This window comes from Rhizobium esperanzae (assembly GCF_014197615.1).
In the GTDB taxonomy this organism is placed as follows: Bacteria; Pseudomonadota; Alphaproteobacteria; order Rhizobiales; family Rhizobiaceae; genus Rhizobium; species Rhizobium esperanzae_A.
This window is the reverse complement of record NZ_JACIFY010000008.1, coordinates 183,311-202,615: the sequence shown is the minus strand read 5'-3', so window position 1 is coordinate 202,615 and position 19,305 is coordinate 183,311. Positions and strand designations below refer to the sequence as shown.

The window sequence follows — 19,305 nt, the reverse complement described above, 5'->3', positions numbered from 1 at the left end:
GCTGATATGATCGAACGCACGCCGATATTCAATTTCATCTGCTATACGCTTCTGGCGCTCGGCATGGTGATCGCGCTTCTGCCTTTCTTCATCGTCATCGTTGCATCGACGCTCGATCTGGAAACGGTCAATCGCGTGCCGCTGCCGTTGACCCCGAGCTCGCATTTCTGGGAAAACGCACAGACCGCCTGGGTTCGCGCCGATCTCGGCAACAAGCTGGTCCATAGCATCATCTTCGCGACGGCGGTCGGCGCCGGCAAGGTCATCCTTTCCGCCATGGCGGCCTTCTCGATCGTCTACTTCCGCTTCCGCGGCCGGCATGTGATCTTCTGGATCATCTTCATCACGCTGATGCTGCCGCTGGAAGTTCGCATCGTGCCGACCTATTCGATTGCCGCCAATGCGCTCCAGCCTTTCCAGGCGATCCTCGATATTACGGGAATTACCGCGCTGGTCGCCTGGGTGTCCGGCATCCAGATCAAGCTCGAATGGGGCTTGCTGAATTCCTATACCGGCCTCGTGGCGCCGCTCGTCGCCACCGCGACCGGCACCTTCCTCTACCGCCAGTTCTACCTGACCGTTCCGGACGAGCTCGCCGAGGCGACGAAGATGGACGGCGCCGGCGCCGTCCGCTTCTTCATCGATATACTGCTGCCGCTGTCGCGATCGAACATGATCGCGCTCTTCACCATCATGTTCGTCTGGGCCTGGAACCAGTATCTCTGGCCGCTGCTCGTCACCACCGATCCGAATTTCGGCATTGCGGTGACGCAGCTCAAGACCCTCATTCCGTCCGAATTCGGCCTGCCCGACTGGAACGTCGCCATGGCCGGTACACTTATCATCATGTCGCCGCCGCTGCTGCTCGTCATCCTGATGCAGCGCTGGTTCGTACGCGGCCTTATCTCTACCGAGAAGTGAAGGAGCAGTCCTGTGGCACCGATCTCAATCCGTGATGTGAAGAAAAGCTACGGCAAACATCCCGTCGTTCACGGCGTCGACCTGGAGATCCAGTCCGGCGAATTCATCGTCATTCTCGGACCGTCCGGCTGCGGCAAGTCCACGCTGCTGCGTATGATCGCCGGCCTCGAGGAAATCAGCGGCGGCGAAATCGCCATCGACGGCCGCGTCGTCAACCGGTTGGAGCCGCGCGAGCGCGGCTGCGCCATGGTGTTCCAGAATTATGCGCTCTATCCGCATATGACGGTCGCCGAGAATATCGGCTATGCCTTGAAGGTGGCAGGCGTTGCGAAGGCGGAGCGCAATCGGCGCATTGCCGAGGTCGCCAAGGCGCTCAGCCTCGAACCTTTCCTCGACCGCCGCCCGGCCGCTCTTTCCGGCGGCCAGCGTCAGCGCGTCGCCATGGGCCGTGCGATGATCCGCGAGCCGAAGGTGTTCCTCTTCGACGAGCCGCTGTCCAACCTCGACGCCAAGCTGCGCATCGCCATGCGCGCCGAAATTCGCCGCTTGCACCGGCGCCTCGGCGCCACCTCGATCTTCGTCACGCATGACCAGACGGAGGCGATGACGCTGGCCGACCGGCTGGTGGTGATGAACGGCGGCAGGGTGGAGCAGGTCGGCACGCCGGAAGAGGTCTATCATCATCCGGTGTCGCGTTTCGTCGCCGGCTTCGTCGGCACGCCGGCGATGAACCTGCTCGAAGGCACGATCAACGATGAAGGCGTCTTCGTTTACGATCAGAGCCGCAAGATCGCGCTGCCGCGCGAACGCGCTGCAGCGCTGAAGGGCAAACGCGTCGTGCTCGGCATGCGCGCCGAGGCCGCCCGGTTGGTGGCCCCGGATGCGCCCGGCGCATTGGTGGCGACAGCCGATTTCATCGAAGAGCTCGGCGCAAGCCGCGTCGTTCATGCCGATTTCGACGGGCTGCCCTTTGCCGTGGCGCTGACCGAGGCCGTGATGGTGAAGTCGGGTGATCCGATCGGCATCGCGATCGATCACAACGCAATCCACCTCTATGCTGCCGATACCGGCCGGATCATCGAGAACACGGCTGTGAACAGCGCCGCCGTTCACGCCTGAGCGGCGTCAGCGGTGGATGGGGTCGATCCAGGGGACGTCTTCCGGTTTCTCGACCGGCTCGATATCGAGGTTGACCACGACCGGTTCCTGGCCTGAGCGGACGAGCACGCATTCCAGCGTCTCGTCGCGGCTGGCATTGATCTCCTGGTGCGGCACATAGGGCGGAACATAGATGAAGTCGCCGGGGCCGGCCTCGGCGGTATATTCCAGATGCTCGCCCCAGCGCATGCGGGCCTTGCCCTTGACCACATAGATAATGCTTTCGAGATCGCCGTGATGGTGGGCGCCGGTCTTGGCATTGGCATGGATCGTCACCGTGCCTGCCCAGATCTTCTCGGCGCCGGCGCGCGCATTGTTGATTGCAGTGGCGCGGTTCATGCCCGGCGTCTGCGCGGTGTTCGGATCGAGCGAATTGCCGGGAATGACCTTGACGCCGTGTTCCCGCCAGTCGATGTGAGAATGATCGTGGTCGCCGCTCATGCCTAGCCTCCGCATTGATCGGATCAGTCTAGGCGGGAGTATCGCGACGGCCAAGCGGATTTACCTCGATGCAGCAGAAAGAGCGGACCGGATGAGCCACCTCCCTCAGATCGATTATGATACCGCTTCGCCGGAAGTTCGGGCGGCGCATGACGAGGAAGTCAGGCTGCGCGGGCGCATGACCAACATGAAGCGCACATTGCTGCATTCGCCGGTCGCCCACCGCATCTATGCCGAATGGTTCACGCTACGGGCCGAGCTCGATCCTGCCGTCAGCGACCGGGAGATCTGGATTTTCTCGCTTGCGATCTCGAAGGCGGCGAAATCGAAGATCGCCATTACCTTCTTTCGCCGGGCGCTGATCAACAAGGGTTTCGATCCCGACGCGCTGGAGCTGTCCGAGGCGGAGGTGCTGCTTGCCGTCTTCGGCAAGGCGATCGTTGCCGATTCCAACGCCGTTCCGGCCGAACTCTGGGCGAAGCTGAAACAGCGCTACGAGACCAAGGTGCTCGTCGATCTCGTGGCCTTTGCCGGCATCATGCTGGCCACCGCCGTTTTCAACAATGTCGTGGAGGTCGAGTTCGACCCCGAGCTTGAAGCCTTTGCCGAAGACGCCGGTTCAGCTTAGCCGCCGAGCGAAGCGATCGCGGTCCTGACGGCGTCCGCGCCGGATCTCGTCGGCCGGTATTCCAGGCCGACGGCGCCGTCGTAACCATTGGCGAAGATCCAGTTGAGGCGGTGGGCAAGGTCGATGCGGCCGGAGCCCGGCTCATTGCGGCCGGGGTGATCGGCGACATGCACATGGAAGACACGGTCGAGACGGCCGTCCAGCACCTCTTCGGTGCGTTCGTCCATCACGGCGGAATGGTAGATGTCGTAGACGATGCCGATCTCCGGGCGGGCGACGTCGTCGACGATGTCGAGACCTTCGCGGGTCGAGTCGAGGAAATAGCCGATATGGTCGATGCGGATGTTGAGCGGCTCGACGCCGAGACGGACACCGCTGCCTGCAAGAATATCGGCGCCGGCTCTCAACGTTTCGGTAAGTGCCAGGCGCTGTTCTGCGCGGCTCAAGCCCGCAAGGTCGTTGCCGGCCTGGGCGATCAGTACCGGCGCGCCGAGGCGCTTGGCGACGGCAATGGAATCGGCAAGACCCGCCAGCCAGGCCTGCCGGTTGCCGGCGTCGGTCAGTGCGATCATCGGTTCGGCGACGAGGCTGGTGACGGCAAGGCCGGTTTCCTTCAGCGCCGCTTCGATCGCGTCCAGATCCTTGTCGGTCCAGCGCCAGAATTCGACAGCGGTCAGGCCGCCGGCCTCAGCGCGGCGGATGCGATCGGGAAAGCTGTCGCCGTCTTCGGCAAATAGCCACTCTATGCAGGCGGAATAACGGCGCATGCAAACTCCTCCTTCGTGTTGATACAGGCTGCGACAGATCGGAGGCTGTCGCAATAGGGGTTCGGACGCTTGACGCCGGAATTCATTGGCGAAACACTCGGCCTATCGGGCCGGACCACCGGCTGCCAGCGGAGGAAGACATGGATCTCGGATTGAAGGGAAAGATCGCCGTCATAACAGGTGCGTCGGTCGGCATTGGGCTGGCAATCGCCGAGGGGCTGGCGGCTGAGGGCGCCAATCTTGTGTTGGCGGCACGCGGCGGCGAACGGCTGGAAGCAGAGGCTGCCCGTATCGCCGAGAAATATGGGGTCAGTGCCGCCGCTGTCGCCGCCGATGTGGCGACCGTTGCCGGAACCGAGGCGATCATTGCTGCGGCGGCTGAAAGAGGCGGCGCCGATATCCTCATCAACAATGCCGGCACCGGCTCGAACGAGACGGTGATGGAGGCCCCAGACGAGAAGTGGCAGGCCTATTGGGAGCTGCATGTGATGGCCGCCGTACGGCTGGCGCGCGGCATCGCACCGCAGATGAAGCAACGCGGCGGCGGCGTGATCCTGCACAATGCCTCGATCTGCGCGGTCCAGCCGCTCTGGTACGAGCCGATCTACAATGTCAGCAAGTCGGCGCTGATGATGTTTTCGAAGACGCTCTCGACCGAGCTCATCAGGGACAATATCCGCGTCAACTGCGTCAATGCCGGCCTGATCCTGACGCCCGACTGGATCAAGACCGCCAAGCAATTGACGGCCGAAACCGGCGGCAACTGGGAGGGCTACCTGCAGAGCGTCGCCAACGAGCACGCCGCTTCCAAACGCTTCGGTACGCCGGAGGAGCTGGCAAACGTCTTCGTCTTCCTGAGTTCGGAGCGCGCGAGTTATTGCATCGGCTCGACCTATTTCGTCGACGGCGGCATGCTGAAGACGATCTGAGCGAGATTGCCGTCAAAGGGCGCGGCAGGCTGATCCTTCTCAAGGCTGCCGCAGTCCTGTGGACGTTGCCGAGATAAGCTATAAATAATAGCTATTTTGTTGTATGTTCACGCTTTTGACGCTATTTGCCTGCTATTGGCAGGGTAAATACTGCGATTTCTACAAGGCGACGACGATGCTGACGAAAAAGGGAAAATACGGGCTGAAGGCGCTGGTCGATCTGGCGCGGCTGGCGCCTGGCGAGACCGCCTTCATCAACGACATCGCGAGCCGCAACAATATCCCGAAAAAATTCCTCGATACGATCCTGCTCGAACTGCGCAATGTCGGCATCCTGCGCTCGAAGAAGGGGCCGGGCGGCGGCTATTCGCTGTCGCGGCCGGCCTCGGAAATCCGCATCGGTCACGTCATCCGCACATTGGACGGTCCGTTGGCACCGATCCGCTGCGCCAGCCGTACGGCTTACGAGGCCTGCGACGACTGTGCCGATCCGGAAACCTGTCAGGTGCGGCGCTCGATGACCGATGTCCGGGATGCGATCGCCGCCATTCTCGACAATATGAGCCTCGAACAATTCGTTTCCGATGGCGGCCGCATCGACGGCGACAAGGAAGAATTCCCGGTCTCCGCCGCCAGCTGAATTAGAGCATGTCGCGCAAAAGTGTGCGGCGGTTTTGCGATAACGACAAGCGTAAAACAAACACCTAAAGCGAGAGGAGCGAATCCGAAAGATCGCGACGCGCTTTAGGCGCCGCCGAGTTTCGAGCTATATTCGCCTGCGGCGCGCAACAGCCTATCCCGCGGTAGCGAGAGCGCGTGAATACGAGCGTTGCGCCAATGCCGGTCGAGATTGAGCCCGATCCCGGCCGATGTTACCCCCGCCAGTTCGAACAGTGCGTTTGCCGTGTCGAGCGCCGTTTCCCCGGCCAGAATGGCGGCCGCCGAGGCGGAGAAATGCGCGTCCGCCATCGCGGCCTCCACAGGATTGACCTGGGCGATATCGAGTTTGCGGCCTGCCCGTTCCAAGGCCGCTGCTGCCGTTTCGATACGAAGGGCGCGTTCTCCCAGCCGGGGAAGGATGTCGGCGCTGTCGCCGACCGCAGCCGTAAGGTCGGTCCAGGCGGCCCGCGCAATGCCCAGGCTGACACCGGCCTTCAGCAGCAGGCCCAGCGAGATGCCGGTCGAAGATCCGGAGGAGGGGGCGGGCGCAACGGTGTCGGCATTCACATGAAGCGTGCCGACGATCGCCGTCGCCGATCCATTGGTGCGCTGACCGAAGCCATCCCAATCGTCGACCACCTGTACGCCTTCGCCGCCGCTTGCGAGGTAGAGCGTCACCGAACGGCTGGGCGGCACGGTGGCGGCAGCGGCGATCCAGTCGGCGAAGAGAAGGCCGGGCGCCTGCCGCGTGCGCCCGCTCAGGCGATAGCCCGGGCCTTCGGCCGTCAGTTCGGTGCCGTCGGCGAAAATGGCGCCCGCGAAACGGTCGCCTTGCAGCACGCGGGCAAACAGCGATGCCTGCAGATCCTCGGTCGCCTGGGTGCGCAGCGTCTCCAGTACGCAAAAATGGCTTTCCAGCGCTTCGCCGATCGAGGCGTCGCCCTCGGCAATGATTGCAACGATTTCGGCGAGCAGGGCATTCGACATATCGAGCCCGTCATAGTCGGGCGGAACGGTGATCGCCGTCAGCCCCGATATCGACAGCGCGTCCAGCTCGGCATGCGGCAGGATGCGGTTGATATCGCGTTCGCTCGCCTGATGCCGGAATGCGGCGGCGAGGTTGCGGGCCGTGGATATCGCCTCTTCTTCGCTTTCGATGCGGTGCGCGGGAGGCCTGAGGTTATCTTGAAACTGCGATACCGTTCCCATCGGTCACTCTTCCTCGATGGCTACAGGAGTGAGGGATTCCCCCACGCATGATAAGGCCGGTTTTTCTACAAAAACCGAATGGTTTGAATTTTCCTACCAGCTTGATCGCCTTGTCCGCCGCGCTATTTACGGTCAGCTGGGGCTTTCTTGATCGAGAAACATGATGAGCGACTCCCTTGCGCGCAAAAGCGAGGTTTGGAAAATGGCACGCCAGCAGAGACCACGTCTGACGCTGGATATTGCCGCAATTCCCACCTACGCGATCGGCGACATTCACGGCCGCTACGACCTGCTTGTGAAAGCCGAGGAGGCGATCCTGCGCGATGGCGCGCGGCTGCCGGGGCGCAAGCTGATCGTGACGCTCGGCGACTATATCGACCGCGGCCCACAATCTGCGCAGGTCATCGGCCACCTGATGGAGCCGCTGCCTGATGGTTTCGACCGCATCTGTCTGGCCGGCAATCATGAGATCGCCATGCTCGACTATATCGATGGCTGGGCGTCCTATGACGACTGGATGCGGATGGGGTCGGTGCCGTCGCTTAAATCCTACGGCCTCGATCCGGAGCATCTGCCGCTGGTCTTTCCTTCCGGCGTCCAGCTCGATGCCTTCATCCGTCATTCTCTGCCGCACACGCATGTCGATTTCATGCGGACGATGCCCGTCATGCTGGATACGCCGAGCGTATTGTTCGTGCATGCCGGCATCGATCCGGCACGGCCGCTTGCGGAGCAGGCCGACGAGGATCTGGTGCTCATCCGCCACCGTTTCCTGGAAAGCCGGGTGCCGCTGCCGAAACTCGTCGTGCATGGTCATACTCCGAACGACGCGCCGGACATTCGGCCCCGGCGTCTCAATCTCGACACACGCGCTTTTCGCAGCGGCAAACTCACCGTCGCCCGTCTGTGGCAGGGTCAGGTGCATCTGTTTTCCACCTGACCCGTCTTAAACCGTTTCTCTCTCGACTGGTGCAGCCTCGACCGTCTTTTCAACCGGCTGCTTGCGGCGCCAGCCGCGCAGCACGACGTAGAACACCGGCGTCAGGAACAGGCCGAAGATCGTCACACCGAGCATGCCCGAAAACACAGCGGTGCCGAGCGATTGACGCATTTCGGCGCCGGGGCCGGTGGCGATGGCGAGCGGCAGAACACCGAAGATGAAGGCGAATGCCGTCATCAGGATCGGGCGCAGGCGAAGGTGGCTGGCCTCGATGGCGGCCTCCACCGGCGACTTGCCTTCCTCTTCCGCCTGTCTGGCGAACTCGACGATCAGGATGGCGTTTTTGGCCGCAAGACCGATCAGGACGATCAGACCGATCTGCGTCAGGACGTTGTTGTCCATGCCTCTCAGCGAGACCCCGATCAGTGCGGCGAGCACGGCAAGCGGGACGATGAGAATGATCGCCAGCGGCAGAACCCAGCTTTCATATTGGGCCGCCAGCGCCAGGAAGACGAAAATGACGGACAGGGCGAAGATGTAGACGGCGGTGTTGCCGGTATGGGTCTCCTGGTAGGCGAGTTCCGTCCATTCGAAGGTTGTCCCCGGCGGCAGGATCTTGGCCGCCAGCGCTTCCATCTTCTTGATGGCGTCGCCCGTTGATGTCCCCGGGGTCGGATTGCCCTGAAGCGGCACCGAGACATACATGTTGTAGCGCTGAACAAGGGCCGGGCCGCTGGAATCCTGAATGTCCATCAGAGTGCCGAGAGGCACCAGCGCCCCGGTCGCCGAGCGTACCTTCAGCGCAAGGATGTCCTCCCTGTCCATGCGGTATTGCCGGTCGGCCTGGGCGCGAACCTGGTAAACGCGGCCGAACGCGTTGAAATCGTTCACGTAGGCGACGCCGAGATTGATCGAAAGTGCATTGAAGATATTGGGGATCGGCACGTTCAGGAAGCGTGCCTTGTCGCGGTCGATCGACAGGAAATATTGCGGGCTGGCATCGGAGAATGTCGTAAAGACGCCGGTCAGCCCTTCGGTCGTTGCCGCCGCTCCCATCATCTGGCGGGCAAGGCCGAGCACGCGTGTCATATCGGGGTTTTCAAGGTCGGAGATCTGCATCTTGAAGCCGCCGGAATTGCCCACGCCGCGCACGGAGGGCGGCGGGATGGCGATGATGAAGGCTTCCTGAATACTCTGCAGCTTGCCGAAGAGCTCGCCGATGATCTTGTTGGCGTTTTCTCCGCCTTCCTCGCGTTCGGCGAAGGATTTGAACGGAACGAAGACGACGCCCGCATTCGAGGCATTGGTGAAGGTCGCCCCGCTGAAACCGGCAAACTGCACGGCGTTGCCGACACCGGGCACGGTTCGGGCGATGTCGCCCACCTGTTTGACGACGGCATCGGTCCGCGCAAGCGAGGCGCCGTCGGGAAGCTGCACCACGACGATCGCGTAACCCTGGTCCATGGTCGGGATGAAACCCGAGGGAACCCTGGTGCTCATGTACCAGGTTGCGCCGAGAAGGGCGGCAAAGGCGAGCATCGAGCAGGTCAGGCCCACCCAACTTCTGACAAGGTGCCGGACAACCCAGGAATAGCCCGAGCTCATCCGGTCGAAGCCGCGGTTGAAGCCGTTTGCGAGGCCTGACCCCAGGCGTGAGGCGATGCTCTTGCGCTTGGTCTCGTGATCGTGGGGTTTCAGCAATATGCCTGCAAGTGCCGGCGAAAGTGTCAGAGAGTTCAATGCCGAGATCGCTGTCGTGACGGAGATCGTCACCGCGAACTGCCTGTAGAACTGGCCCGAGATGCCGGGGATGAAGGCCGTCGGTACGAAGACCGCGATCAGCACCAGCGAGATCGCCACCACGGCGGTGCCGACTTCATCCATCGTCACGTGGGAGGCCTGCTTCGGCGACATGCCGCGCGCCAGATTGCGCTCGACGTTTTCCACCACCACGATCGCGTCGTCGACAACGATGCCGATGGCAAGCACCAGGCCGAACAGGGTGAGCATATTGAGCGAGAAACCGAAGGCGAGCAGGATGGCGAAAGTACCGATCAGCGAGACGGGGATGGCGACGATCGGGATGATCGCGGTCCGCCAGGATTGCAGGAAGACAAGAACGACGATCGCCACCAGGATGGCCGCTTCGGCGATGGTTCTGTAGACCTCGTCGATCGAATCCGAGATGAATTCGGTCGTGTCGTAGACGATGCGATACTCCAGACCCTCGGGGAAACTCTGGGAGATATCCTTCATCAGCGTCTGGACCTGATGGGCCGTATCGAGAGCGTTGGTTCCCGGCCGGGCGAAAATGCCGAGAGCGACTGCAGGGTCGTTGTTGAGGTAACTGTTGGTGACGTAGTCCTGCGCGCCGAGTTCGATGCGGGCGACATCCTGCAACTGTACCAGCCGGCCCGCTCCCGTCGATTTGACGATGACATAGCGGAATTCGCGCGCATCGGAGAAGCGCCCGTCCGTTCGCACCGTATATTCGAAGGCGTTCCTGCCGGTCACCGGCGGCGCGCCGATCTTGCCGCCCGAGACCTGGACATTCTGGTCTCTCAGGGCGGAGACGACGTCATCCGAGGTCATGCCGTAGGCGGAGAGTTTTTCCGGATCCAGCCAGATGCGCATCGAATACTGCCGCTCGCCGAAGATCTGCACGTCGCCGACGCCATCGAGGCGCACGAGCACGTCGCGGATGCGGTTGCGGGCATAGTTCGAGACATAAAGCTGGTCATAGCGGTGCGACGGCGACAGGAGGTGCACCACCATCATCAGGTCGGGCGAGCTCTTGTCGGTGGTGACGCCGAGCCGCTGAACCTCCTCGGGAAGACGGGGAAGGGCGATGGAAACGCGGTTCTGGACCAGCACCTGCACCTTGTCGAGATCGGTGCCGAGCTTGAAGGTGATCGTCAGCGACATGGCGCCGTCGGCACTGGAATAGGACGACATATAAAGCATGTCTTCGACGCCGTTGATCTGCTGTTCGAGCGGGGTCGAAACGGTGTCGGCGATGGTCTGCGGGTCGGCGCCCGGATAGGAGGTGCGCACGACGATGGTCGGCGGCGCGATCTCCGGATATTGCGAGACCGGCAGCTGCGTATAGGCGATGCCGCCGACGACGAGAAAGAGGATCGAGATGACGGCCGCAAAGATCGGCCGGTCCACGAAAAAGTGAGCGAATCTCATTGTCCGCTCTCCGCGTTTGCGGATTCGGGCGGGGTGTCCTGCCGCTCCTGCGGCAGTTCGCTCATTTGAGGCGTGATGGTCGAACCCGGTCGTGCCCGCATCAGGCCGTTGACGATGATCGTTTCGCTGCCGTCGAGGCCTTCACGGATGACGCGATAGCCGTAGAGCCGCGGTCCGGGTCGCACCGGCTTGGTCGAAACCTTGCCTTGCGCATCGACGACATAAACGACGCGTTCGTTCTGGTCCGAGCCGATCGCCTCGTCCGGGACGAGAATGGCCTTGTAAGTATTGGAAGCTGCGACCTGCACACGGCCGAACAGGCCCGGCTGCAGCACGAGATCGGGATTTGCAAGTCGGGCACGGATGCGGATGGTGCCGCTCTCATTGTCGACCCGGTTCTCGGCGAAATCGAGTTTTCCCATGAAAGGTTTGGCGGTGGGGTCGGAAATCGTGACGGATACATCGACGCCACCGCCGCCGAGCTGCAGGTCCTTGCCCTGCTTGCGCGCGGTGTCGGCGAAATTCAGCAGGCGGCGCTCGTCGACGTCGAAATAGAAATCGATCGGATCGAGGGAGACGATCGTGGTGAGCACCGTCTGGTCGGCCTGCACGAGATTGCCGGTCGAGAGCAGGCGGCGGTCGATACGGCCGCTGAGCGGTGCCTTGATCTCGGTATATTCGAGGTCTAGAGCGGCGCGATCGGCGGCGGCCTGAGCGCCGCGGACATTGGCCTGGGCGGAATCGAATTCGCGGCGGCGATCGTCGAGCGTCTGCGCGGATTGGCTGCCGCTCGAAGCGAGCGACTGGGCGCGCTTGTACTGAGCATCGGCGAAGACAAGGGTGGACTGCGAGGCTTCGAGCGTGGCCTTTGCCTGGTTGAGCGCGGTGATGAACGGCCGCTGGTCGATGACGAAGAGCAGGTCGCCCTGTTTGACCAGGGCGCCGTCCTCGAAATGAACTTCCTGCAGATATCCGCCGACGCGCGAGCGGACGGAGACTTCGTCGACCGGTTGGAACCGGCCGATGAATTCGTCGTTATCGACGACATCGCGCACCACCGGTTTTGCGACGGTGACGGGAGGAGGGGCGGACGGCGCGCCCTGCGCCATCGCGGCCAGAGGCATGAACGTGGCGATGCAGCCAAGCGCCAACATCTGTCGAAGCACGTAAGTCATACCGGCCCTCCAATCTCGACGGCCGATCAACTGCCGACGAAGCTAAGATGAAGTGATGCTATTCAGGTCGTTGCTTTGAACGAAGGCCTCGGCCCCCGCGATTTCCCCCGGTGTCCAATCCTTGGAAAGGAAGGCCGGCACGCAATGCACATCGGAAAAATCGTAACGCTATGGAACTGGATATAAACGGCAGCGGCGAAAAATAGCAAATGCCAATTGGCTGCGGTTGCAGAATCCGTTCAAACTTCATGGGGCACGTCAGCTCTCGACGATCTCGTCGCGGCCGGGCGGCAGGACGGCAAGCTCGGCCCAATCGAGCTCCTGTTCCAGCATGTGAAAAACATCGTCGTCGATCTCGCCGGCATGGCGCATGGCTGCCAGTTTACGGCGTTTGGCGGCGATGACGCTGCGGCGCTGCCTGTCGAGCCTGCTGACTTCGCGCGGGTGTTTCCCGTCGGCGGCGATCTCGCGCTCGGAGGTATAGACCTCGCGCAGGATGCGGGTGGATTTGTCCTCGCCGCCGGCGAGTTCTGCCAGTGCTGCGTCGATCAAGGCGACTCGGGTCCTGGTGAGATCGCGCTCCAGGGAGGTGTCGGGGTCGAATTTCAGGAAACGAATCAGCGGCCCGAGCGTGAGACCCTGGACAATGAGCGTGCCGAGAACAACGGCAAGGGCGCTGAGCAGGATGATGTCGCGATCGGGGAAGTCGATCGGCAGGGCGAGCGCGGTCGCCAGCGTGACAAGGCCGCGCATGCCGCACCAGCCGGCGAGCAGGCTGGTCGCAAAGGTGGGAACGGCCTGCTTGGTATAGCCGCGCTCGGCGAGAAAGGTGATCACACGGTTATAGAAGAGCACCCAGGCCAGGCGGGTGACGACGACGGTGACGAAGACCGCGGTCGCCAAAGTGATTGCGTAGTTCAGCCGGCCGGGGTCGAGCTCGATGACGATCTGGCGGACCTGCAGGCCCATCAGCAGGAAGGCGAGCACGTTGAGCAGGAAAACCGCGGCCTCCCAGACTGAATAGGAATGGATGCGGTGGCGGGCGGTTTGCCGCTCGGGCATGTAACGGGCGATCACCATGGCGTAGACGACGATGGCGAGAATGGCCGAAAGATGAAGCCGCTCGGCGATGATCCAGGTGCCGAAGGTGGCTACGAATTCAAGCAGGGTGCCGCCGAGCGTGCCGGCGAGCTTTACGCCGACGACCATGTAGAGGCGGCCGAGGAGATAACCGAGGATGAGGCCGCCCGGCACCGCAAGGGCAAGCTGTGCCAGGGCGCCGCTGAAGAAGGCCGGGCTCGATGCGGCCGCCACAGCGGCGCTGAAGATCAGCAGCGCGACGGCATCATTGAGAAGGCTTTCGCCCTTCAGGATCACATAGGTCTGGCGCGGTAGATTGAACCGGTCGAGCATGACGGTCGCTGCCGCTGCATCCGGCGGCGCGACGATGGCGCCGAGCGCCACGGCGACTGCAAGCGGCAGGCCGGCCATGGTCATGCCGACGGCGGCGACGGCTGCGGCGGTCAGTACCACGGCGATGGCGGCGAGCGAGAAGAGCGGCAGCCAGTTCCGTCGCAAAGTCCGCGGCGGAAGATCATAGGCGGCGTCGAACAGCACCGGAGCGATCAGCAGTGCCAGCGCCAGCTGAGGATCGATCGCGACCTCCGGCGCCCAGGGTACGGCTGCCACGATGATGCCGGCGATCGCCAGCATGGTGGGATAAGGGATGCGGAATTTCCTGGAGAACTGCAGGAAGACGATCGCCACCAAGAGCAACGTCAGCATGCTTTCGAAGAACGCCATCAAGCCCCTCCTGCGCACCTCCGGCGGAGGCGATCTCTACCCGAATTAGGGCCGAAGCCGGGCTGCGACCACTGGACGGAAGTCTTGCATCCCGGAGAGAGACGACGATTGCGAGCCTCCCGGCCGCAGCTGCGGCATTTTGGCTGCGCCTTCGAAATCCTGCGGTCACGCCCTTGCGCGGTCGGCATGCTCAATATATCTACCGATATCATAAGTATGCTTATAAATTAACGATCGCAGGTCTCCATGAGCGCCACGCCAACCCTCGGCTTCCTTCTCCACGACGTCGCACGGCTGCTGCGCAAGCGGTTCGAGCAACGCGCGAAGTGTCTGGGGCTGACCCGGTCGCAATGGCAGACGCTGGCCTATCTCTCGAACAATGAGGGCATCCACCAGAGCGGGCTTGCGGAAATCCTCGAAGTCGAGCCGATCACGCTGGTGCGCATCCTCGACAAGCTCGCTGAGCGCGGCTTGATCGAGCGCCGCCAGCACCCGACCGACCGGCGCATCTGGCTGCTCTACATGCGCGACGAGGCGCATCCGCTACTGGCCGAAATGCGCGAACTCGGCGACACCACCCGCGCGGAGGCGTTGCAAAGCGTGTCGGCCGAGCAGCGTGAGCAGCTTTACCAAATCCTGTCCGTAATGAAGACGAACCTGGTGCAGGCTTGCCGAACACCGGTCGAAGAAAATGAGATGAACGATGGCTGATAAACCCTCCCTCCGCGTCGTTGCCGACGCCGATGCCAAGACATCTGTCGAAGAAAATGACGTCAAACAGCAGGAAACGGTAGCCGAAGCGCCTTCATCCAATTCAGCGCCGGCTACTGCCGTGGCTGCGCCTAGCGGCAACAAGGTCCGCCGCCGGCGCAGTCTCACGCGGCCGATCCTGTTTGCCCTGCTTCCGGTGGCGCTGGTCGTCGGCGGCTACTATTACGTCAATGGCGGCCAGGTGATGTCGACCGACAATGCCTATATCCAGGCCGACATGGTCGGGCTCACCACCGATGTTTCAGGCATCGTCGAGCGGATCGACGTACATGAGAACGAGGCGGTCAAGGCGGGGCAGGTGCTCTTCAGCCTGAAGGCCGATTCCTTCAAGATCGCGCTCGATGGCGCCACGGCGCAGCTTGGCGCACAGCGCAACCAGATCATGAACCTCAAGGCGAGCTATCAGCAGTCGCTCGCCGAGATCACGCAGGCCCAAGCCGACATTCCCTACTACCAGGATCAGTTCGACCGGCAGCAGAACCTCGTCAACAATGGCAGCGCGACGCAATCGGCCTATGACGAGGCCAAGCACAATCTCGAGGCCGCGCAGCAGAAGGTTGCGGTCGCCAAGGCGGAAGCGGCAACGACGCTCGCCCAGCTCGGCGGCAGCGCCGACCAGCCGGTCGAGGAAAATCCGCTCTATCTGCAGGCCAAATCGCAGGTCGACAACGCCCAGCGCGAACTCGACCACAGCGTCGTCAAGGCGCCGTTTGACGGCATCGTCACCAATGTCAACGCGCTGCAGGTCGGCTCCTACCTGCAGGCTTCGCAGCAGGCCTTTTCGCTTGTCGCCACCGATCATCTGTGGATCGCCGCCAGCCCGAAGGAAACCGAGCTGACCTATGTCAAAGCAGGCCAGACCGCCGAGATCTATGTCGACACCTATCCCGGTATGACGTGGAAGGGCAAGGTCGAGAGCATCAGCCCGGCCTCCGGCTCCAGCTTCTCGCTGCTGCCGGCGCAGAACACCACCGGCAACTGGGTGAAGGTCGTCCAGCGTATTCCGATGCGCGTCAGCATCGAGGATGCCGAAGGCAAGCCGCCGCTGCGCGTCGGCATGAGCACGGTCGTCGATGTCGATACCGGCCATATCAGAGGCCTGCCCGACTTCGTCAACAAGCTTCTGGGCCGGCCTCAGGGCAAGGACCATGAGTAACACTGCCGCCTCTCCGGCAAGCCCGGTCGCCAATCGCGGCGCGATCACGGCCTGCGTCATCCTCGCCGTTATCATGCAGGCGCTGGATACGACGATCGCCAACGTGGCGCTGCCCTATATTCAGGGCAGCGTGTCGGCGTCCGCCGACCAGATCAACTGGGTTCTGACATCCTATATCGTCGCGGCGGCGATCATGACGCCGCCCTCGGGATTCCTCGCCGCCAAGTTCGGCCGCAAGCGCGTCCTGCTCGTCGCCATCGCCGGTTTCGTGGTTGCTTCGGTGCTCTGCGGCCTGGCGCAATCGCTGAACCAGATTGTCGCCTTCCGCCTGCTGCAGGGCCTGTTCGGCGCATCGCTGGTGCCGCTTTCCCAGGGCATCCTTCTCGACATCTATACTGTCGAGGAACGCGGCTCTGCCATGGCGCTTTTCGGCGTCTCGGTCATGGTCGGGCCGGTCCTCGGGCCGGTCATCGGCGGCTGGCTGACCGACAATATCAGCTGGCGCTGGGTGTTCTACATCAACGTGCCGATCGGCGCGCTTGCTTTCGCCGGTATCGTCATCTTCGTTTCGGAAACGAAGAGGGACGCGCTCGCCAAACTCGACTGGTTCGGCTTCGGGATGATGAGCCTGTTCATCGCCGCGCTGCAACTCTTCCTCGACCGCGGCGAGCAGCTCGACTGGTTCTCCTCCGGCGAGATCATGCTCGAAGCGATTGTCTGCGCTGCCGCCTTCTATCTGCTGCTGGTGCATACGCTGACGGCAGAGAAATCCTTCGTCAATCCGAAGCTGTTTCTCGACCAGAACTTCACGGTCAGCATGATCTTCATCTTCGTGGTCGGCGTTACCTATCTCGCCTCGCTGGCGCTGATGACCCCCTATCTGCAGACGCTGATGGGCTATCCCGTCATCACCGCCGGTATCGTCATGGGGCCGCGCGGGCTCGGCACCATGCTCTGCATGTTCATTGTCGGGCGGCTGATCGGCAAGGTCGATACGCGCGTGCTGCTGGTGCTCGGTCTCGGCCTGACCGCCTGGGCGATGTACGACATGACGGGCTGGACGCCCGATGTTTCGCAATGGACGATCGTCTCGGTCGGCTTCATCCAGGGCGCCGGCCTGGGCTTTCTATTCGTGCCGCTGACGACGATCGCTTTCGCGACGCTGCCCGCCCATATGCGCGGCGACGGCACCGGCCTCTACAATCTGTCGCGCAACATCGGCTCGGCGGTCGGTATCTCGATCGTCTCGGCCCTGATCGTCGAAAATACGCAGAGCAATCATGAGTCGATCGCGGCCTATGTGACGCCGTTCAACCATGCCTTCAACGCCGTGGCGGCACAGGGGCTCAGTCCGATGACAGCAGCCGGACGCGCTTCGCTCAACGAGCTCATTACGCTGCAAGCGACGATCATCGCCTATATGGACGATTTCAAGCTCTTGATGCTGATGTCGCTCGCGGTCATCCCGCTGGCGCTGCTGCTGCGCAAGCCGAAGGCCGCGCCCGCCGTCGACCACAGCGCCGTGATGGAATGATCAGCGAAAAGGCTTGCTGAGATATCGCGACCCCTGAATGCCGAAGCGCCATGGTGCTTCGGCATTTCTGGTGATGCCGATGCGTTTTCCCGAGACGACAGGCACCCCCGCGGACGGCGTGAGCGCGTAAGGTGCGCGATCAAGCAGCCTGTCGTTGATTTCGATATCGATGCCGAGCGCCTGGCAGAGCTTGCCGGGGCCGCTGCAGAGCGCGGTCAGCATATCGGTGCCGCGTCGCTCTGCCATGGCGGGGATTCCCGTTTCCGGCTCCAGCGCACGGATCAGCACAGCCGAGCCCGGATGGCAGACGAAATTCAGGCACCAGTACATGCCATAGATGCGATAGATGTAGACATTGCCGGGCCGGCCGAACATGGCGCCGTTGCGCCTGGTCGGGCCACGGAAACTGTGCGAGGCCTCGTCATCGGGGAAATAGGCTTCCGTCTCGGTGATCCGGCCGCCGGCGCCATCGACGGTGAGATGGCAGCCGAGCAGATTGCGGGCGACAGTGATTGCGTCGCGCTCGAAAAACGCCTTCAGGCTTTCACCGGCAAGCGCGCCGGCGCCGATCGCGCCCTTTGTCATTCCACCTTCGGTCATGGCCGTGGCAGATACCATTCGCCGCCGCCGCCGTCATCCCAAAACCGTTTCATGCATCAGGCCTGCCTCATCGGCCTGCGTTCGGATCGCGCATCGGGATCGAGGATGAGGTGACCGAGACCGGGTCGCTCGCCGGGAAGGAATCTTCCAGGCCCTCCTCCAGTTCCTCTTCGAGAAGCGCAGGGTCCTTGCTCCGCGCGCCGTCACCGTGGGCCGGTGCGATTGCCGCCGCAAGCAGGGCCTTGGCGCGGGCGACGGCGTTTTCCGAGGTCAGTTCGGGCGTGCTTCGCAGCGTCACGGCAATGCTGCCTTCGCCTTCGCCGCCAAATTCGACGACGAAGCCGTCTTCCGTCTGGTAGACGGTGATATCGTTGAGTGCCATGGCTCTCCCCTCAAGCGCTTATATTAGGAAAGCGCGTTTTCCGTATTTTGTCGAGCGAAGACCTTTACGAGCCAGTCGATGAAGACCCGCACGCGCGGCGAAAGCTGACGGTTGCGGGGATAGAGCAGGGAGACAGGGGTCGGGGTCGGCGGGAAATCCTTGAGCAAGTGGATCAGTGTTCCCTCGGCAAGATCTCTTTCGGCGTGATAGCGCGGGATCTGGATCAGGCCGAGGCCCAATTTCGCTGCCGAAACATAGCTTTCGGCGGCGTTGACGGCGATGGTGGCGGGAATGACGATCTCACGCACCACGCCGTCGACGATGAATTCGAGCGGCAGCAGCCTACCGGTGCCGCTGGAGTGGAAGCCGACCATGCGATGGCTGGCAAGCCGGTCCGGATGCGGCGGCAGGCCATGGGCGGCGAGATAGGCAGGAGAGGCGAGTGTGACCTCCTCGAGCATGGCGACGCGCCTGATGACCATGTCGCTGTCTTCGGGCGTGCCGACGCGCAGCACGCAATCGATGCCTTCGCGCACCAGATCGACCAGCCGGTCGCCTTCGCTCATGTAAAATTCGATCTCGGGATAGGTCTGCAGGAAGGATGGCAGGCTCGGCAGCACGAAATGGCGGGCGAGCGTGCCGTGCACGTCGACGCGCAGCAGGCCCTTCGGCCTGGCGCCGGCGAAGGCGCCCTCGGCATCCTCGATATCGCCAAGGATCGACAGGCAACGCTGGAAATAGGCTTCGCCATCCAGCGTCGGGCTGACATGGCGCGTTGTGCGCTGGAGCAGACGCACGCCGAGGCGGGCTTCGAGCTGCTTGACCGCATCGGTAACGGTCGAGCGCGGCAGGCCGGTATCCTCGGCGGCAAGGGTGAAGCTGCGGCGGTCCACGACCCGGCAAAACACCCGCATGGCATCGAATCTGTCCATCTGTTTGTTCGTCAATTCCGGATAGTGATGCCGGGGAATGCCTGATTATCCGCAAAAGGAAAGAGCGCATCTTTCTTCTCATGGAAAACGCGCTGCAGCGCAGGATG

The 19,305-nt window shown here is 62.6% G+C and carries 18 protein-coding genes; 9 read left to right on the top strand and 9 right to left on the bottom strand.

The genetic code is table 11. The features are described 5' to 3' along the window. Positions 1-6: 6 nt before the first annotated feature. Together GGD57_RS13275 and GGD57_RS13270 are read left to right on the top strand one after the other, a co-directional pair. Complete coding sequence (locus GGD57_RS13275) at positions 7-921, top strand: ABC transporter permease subunit (protein ID WP_184470347.1); 915 nt, start codon at positions 7-9, stop codon at positions 919-921. 12 nt (positions 922-933) lie between these two features. After that, positions 934-2,040 (top strand): sn-glycerol-3-phosphate ABC transporter ATP-binding protein UgpC, encoded by a 1,107-nt coding sequence (locus tag GGD57_RS13270; RefSeq protein WP_184470345.1) that lies wholly within the window; start codon positions 934-936, stop codon positions 2,038-2,040. A gap of 6 nt (positions 2,041-2,046) precedes the next feature. On the opposite strand, the gene GGD57_RS13265 is transcribed toward GGD57_RS13270, so the two are convergent. Beyond that, positions 2,047-2,520, bottom strand: a complete 474-nt coding sequence (locus tag GGD57_RS13265; protein ID WP_184470343.1) for a cupin domain-containing protein — start codon at positions 2,518-2,520, stop codon at positions 2,047-2,049. Positions 2,521-2,611: 91 nt separating this feature from the next. On the opposite strand from GGD57_RS13265, the gene GGD57_RS13260 reads away from it, so the two are divergent. Next, positions 2,612-3,148 (top strand): hypothetical protein, encoded by a 537-nt coding sequence (locus tag GGD57_RS13260; protein ID WP_184470341.1) that lies wholly within the window; start codon positions 2,612-2,614, stop codon positions 3,146-3,148. On the opposite strand, the gene GGD57_RS13255 is transcribed toward GGD57_RS13260, so the two are convergent. Beyond that, positions 3,145-3,915: a TIM barrel protein gene (locus GGD57_RS13255; protein WP_184470339.1), complete on the bottom strand. Its 771-nt coding sequence runs from the start codon at positions 3,913-3,915 to the stop codon at positions 3,145-3,147. The two genes, GGD57_RS13260 and GGD57_RS13255, sit on opposite strands and share 4 nt — an antisense overlap. Before the next feature lie 140 nt (positions 3,916-4,055). On the opposite strand from GGD57_RS13255, the gene GGD57_RS13250 reads away from it, so the two are divergent. Further along, positions 4,056-4,844 carry an SDR family NAD(P)-dependent oxidoreductase gene (locus tag GGD57_RS13250; RefSeq protein WP_184470337.1) on the top strand — a complete coding sequence of 263 codons (789 nt, stop codon included), beginning with the start codon at positions 4,056-4,058 and terminating at the stop codon, positions 4,842-4,844. Positions 4,845-5,019: 175 nt separating this feature from the next. Beyond that, positions 5,020-5,484 (top strand): RrF2 family transcriptional regulator, encoded by a 465-nt coding sequence (locus GGD57_RS13245; RefSeq protein ID WP_184470335.1) that lies wholly within the window; start codon positions 5,020-5,022, stop codon positions 5,482-5,484. Positions 5,485-5,588: 104 nt separating this feature from the next. On the opposite strand, the gene GGD57_RS13240 is transcribed toward GGD57_RS13245, so the two are convergent. Continuing rightward, a complete protein-coding gene (locus GGD57_RS13240) occupies positions 5,589-6,713 on the bottom strand; it encodes an acyl-CoA dehydrogenase family protein (protein ID WP_184470333.1) in 1,125 nt (374 codons plus the stop codon). A 163-nt stretch (positions 6,714-6,876) separates the two neighbouring features. Between GGD57_RS13240 and GGD57_RS13235 the strand changes: the two genes are divergently transcribed. Further along, positions 6,877-7,653 (top strand): metallophosphoesterase, encoded by a 777-nt coding sequence (locus GGD57_RS13235; RefSeq protein WP_184470331.1) that lies wholly within the window; start codon positions 6,877-6,879, stop codon positions 7,651-7,653. A 6-nt stretch (positions 7,654-7,659) separates the two neighbouring features. Here the strand turns inward: GGD57_RS13235 and GGD57_RS13230 are convergent, their stop codons facing one another. The 3 genes from GGD57_RS13230 to GGD57_RS13220 form a co-directional block, all read right to left on the bottom strand. Next, positions 7,660-10,845 carry an efflux RND transporter permease subunit gene (locus GGD57_RS13230; protein WP_184470329.1) on the bottom strand — a complete coding sequence of 1,062 codons (3,186 nt, stop codon included), beginning with the start codon at positions 10,843-10,845 and terminating at the stop codon, positions 7,660-7,662. Further along, positions 10,842-12,020, bottom strand: coding sequence for an efflux RND transporter periplasmic adaptor subunit (locus tag GGD57_RS13225; RefSeq protein WP_184470327.1), 1,179 nt, complete (start codon positions 12,018-12,020; stop codon positions 10,842-10,844). Before GGD57_RS13225 ends, GGD57_RS13230 begins: the two co-directional genes overlap by 4 nt. Positions 12,021-12,278: 258 nt before the next feature. Continuing rightward, entirely contained in the window at positions 12,279-13,823 is a 1,545-nt protein-coding gene (locus GGD57_RS13220) for a cation:proton antiporter (protein WP_184470325.1), read from the bottom strand. A 246-nt stretch (positions 13,824-14,069) separates the two neighbouring features. Between GGD57_RS13220 and GGD57_RS13215 the strand changes: the two genes are divergently transcribed. From GGD57_RS13215 to GGD57_RS13205, 3 genes are read left to right on the top strand one after another with little or no spacing between them, the layout of a single operon-like run. Further along, a complete protein-coding gene (locus GGD57_RS13215) occupies positions 14,070-14,534 on the top strand; it encodes a MarR family winged helix-turn-helix transcriptional regulator (protein WP_085738180.1) in 465 nt (154 codons plus the stop codon). Next, entirely contained in the window at positions 14,527-15,750 is a 1,224-nt protein-coding gene (locus tag GGD57_RS13210; RefSeq protein ID WP_184470323.1) for an HlyD family secretion protein, read from the top strand. Before GGD57_RS13215 ends, GGD57_RS13210 begins: the two co-directional genes overlap by 8 nt. Continuing rightward, a complete protein-coding gene (locus tag GGD57_RS13205; protein WP_184470321.1) occupies positions 15,743-17,284 on the top strand; it encodes a DHA2 family efflux MFS transporter permease subunit in 1,542 nt (513 codons plus the stop codon). The genes GGD57_RS13210 and GGD57_RS13205 overlap by 8 nt, the downstream gene beginning before the upstream one ends. Here the strand turns inward: GGD57_RS13205 and GGD57_RS13200 are convergent, their stop codons facing one another. From GGD57_RS13200 to GGD57_RS13190, 3 genes are read right to left on the bottom strand one after another with little or no spacing between them, the layout of a single operon-like run. After that, the gene (locus GGD57_RS13200) at positions 17,285-17,902 is read right to left on the bottom strand and encodes a DNA-3-methyladenine glycosylase (protein ID WP_432443356.1); all 618 of its coding nucleotides are present in this window, start codon (positions 17,900-17,902) and stop codon (positions 17,285-17,287) included. 49 nt (positions 17,903-17,951) lie between these two features. Then, positions 17,952-18,266, bottom strand: a complete 315-nt coding sequence (locus GGD57_RS13195) for a hypothetical protein (protein ID WP_184470319.1) — start codon at positions 18,264-18,266, stop codon at positions 17,952-17,954. Between the two features lie 23 nt (positions 18,267-18,289). Further along, complete coding sequence (locus GGD57_RS13190) at positions 18,290-19,198, bottom strand: LysR family transcriptional regulator (protein WP_184470317.1); 909 nt, start codon at positions 19,196-19,198, stop codon at positions 18,290-18,292. Between the last annotated feature and the right edge of the window lie 107 nt (positions 19,199-19,305).

Bases quoted from the DNA above. Each gene is read 5' to 3' on its own strand.
- GGD57_RS13275 (WP_184470347.1), top strand. From the start codon at position 7: ATGATCGAACGCACGCCGATATTCAATTTCATCTGCTATACGCTTCTG.
- GGD57_RS13265 (WP_184470343.1), bottom strand. From the start codon at position 2,520: ATGAGCGGCGACCACGATCATTCTCACATCGACTGGCGGGAACACGGC.
- GGD57_RS13260 (WP_184470341.1), top strand. From the start codon at position 2,612: ATGAGCCACCTCCCTCAGATCGATTATGATACCGCTTCGCCGGAAGTT.
- GGD57_RS13255 (WP_184470339.1), bottom strand. From the start codon at position 3,915: ATGCGCCGTTATTCCGCCTGCATAGAGTGGCTATTTGCCGAAGACGGC.
- GGD57_RS13250 (WP_184470337.1), top strand. From the start codon at position 4,056: ATGGATCTCGGATTGAAGGGAAAGATCGCCGTCATAACAGGTGCGTCG.
- GGD57_RS13245 (WP_184470335.1), top strand. From the start codon at position 5,020: ATGCTGACGAAAAAGGGAAAATACGGGCTGAAGGCGCTGGTCGATCTG.
- GGD57_RS13240 (WP_184470333.1), bottom strand. From the start codon at position 6,713: ATGGGAACGGTATCGCAGTTTCAAGATAACCTCAGGCCTCCCGCGCAC.
- GGD57_RS13235 (WP_184470331.1), top strand. From the start codon at position 6,877: ATGAGCGACTCCCTTGCGCGCAAAAGCGAGGTTTGGAAAATGGCACGC.
- GGD57_RS13230 (WP_184470329.1), bottom strand. From the start codon at position 10,845: ATGAGATTCGCTCACTTTTTCGTGGACCGGCCGATCTTTGCGGCCGTC.
- GGD57_RS13225 (WP_184470327.1), bottom strand. From the start codon at position 12,020: ATGACTTACGTGCTTCGACAGATGTTGGCGCTTGGCTGCATCGCCACG.
- GGD57_RS13220 (WP_184470325.1), bottom strand. From the start codon at position 13,823: ATGGCGTTCTTCGAAAGCATGCTGACGTTGCTCTTGGTGGCGATCGTC.
- GGD57_RS13215 (WP_085738180.1), top strand. From the start codon at position 14,070: ATGAGCGCCACGCCAACCCTCGGCTTCCTTCTCCACGACGTCGCACGG.
- GGD57_RS13210 (WP_184470323.1), top strand. From the start codon at position 14,527: ATGGCTGATAAACCCTCCCTCCGCGTCGTTGCCGACGCCGATGCCAAG.
- GGD57_RS13205 (WP_184470321.1), top strand. From the start codon at position 15,743: ATGAGTAACACTGCCGCCTCTCCGGCAAGCCCGGTCGCCAATCGCGGC.
- GGD57_RS13200 (WP_432443356.1), bottom strand. From the start codon at position 17,902: ATGGTATCTGCCACGGCCATGACCGAAGGTGGAATGACAAAGGGCGCG.
- GGD57_RS13195 (WP_184470319.1), bottom strand. From the start codon at position 18,266: ATGGCACTCAACGATATCACCGTCTACCAGACGGAAGACGGCTTCGTC.
- GGD57_RS13190 (WP_184470317.1), bottom strand. From the start codon at position 19,198: ATGGACAGATTCGATGCCATGCGGGTGTTTTGCCGGGTCGTGGACCGC.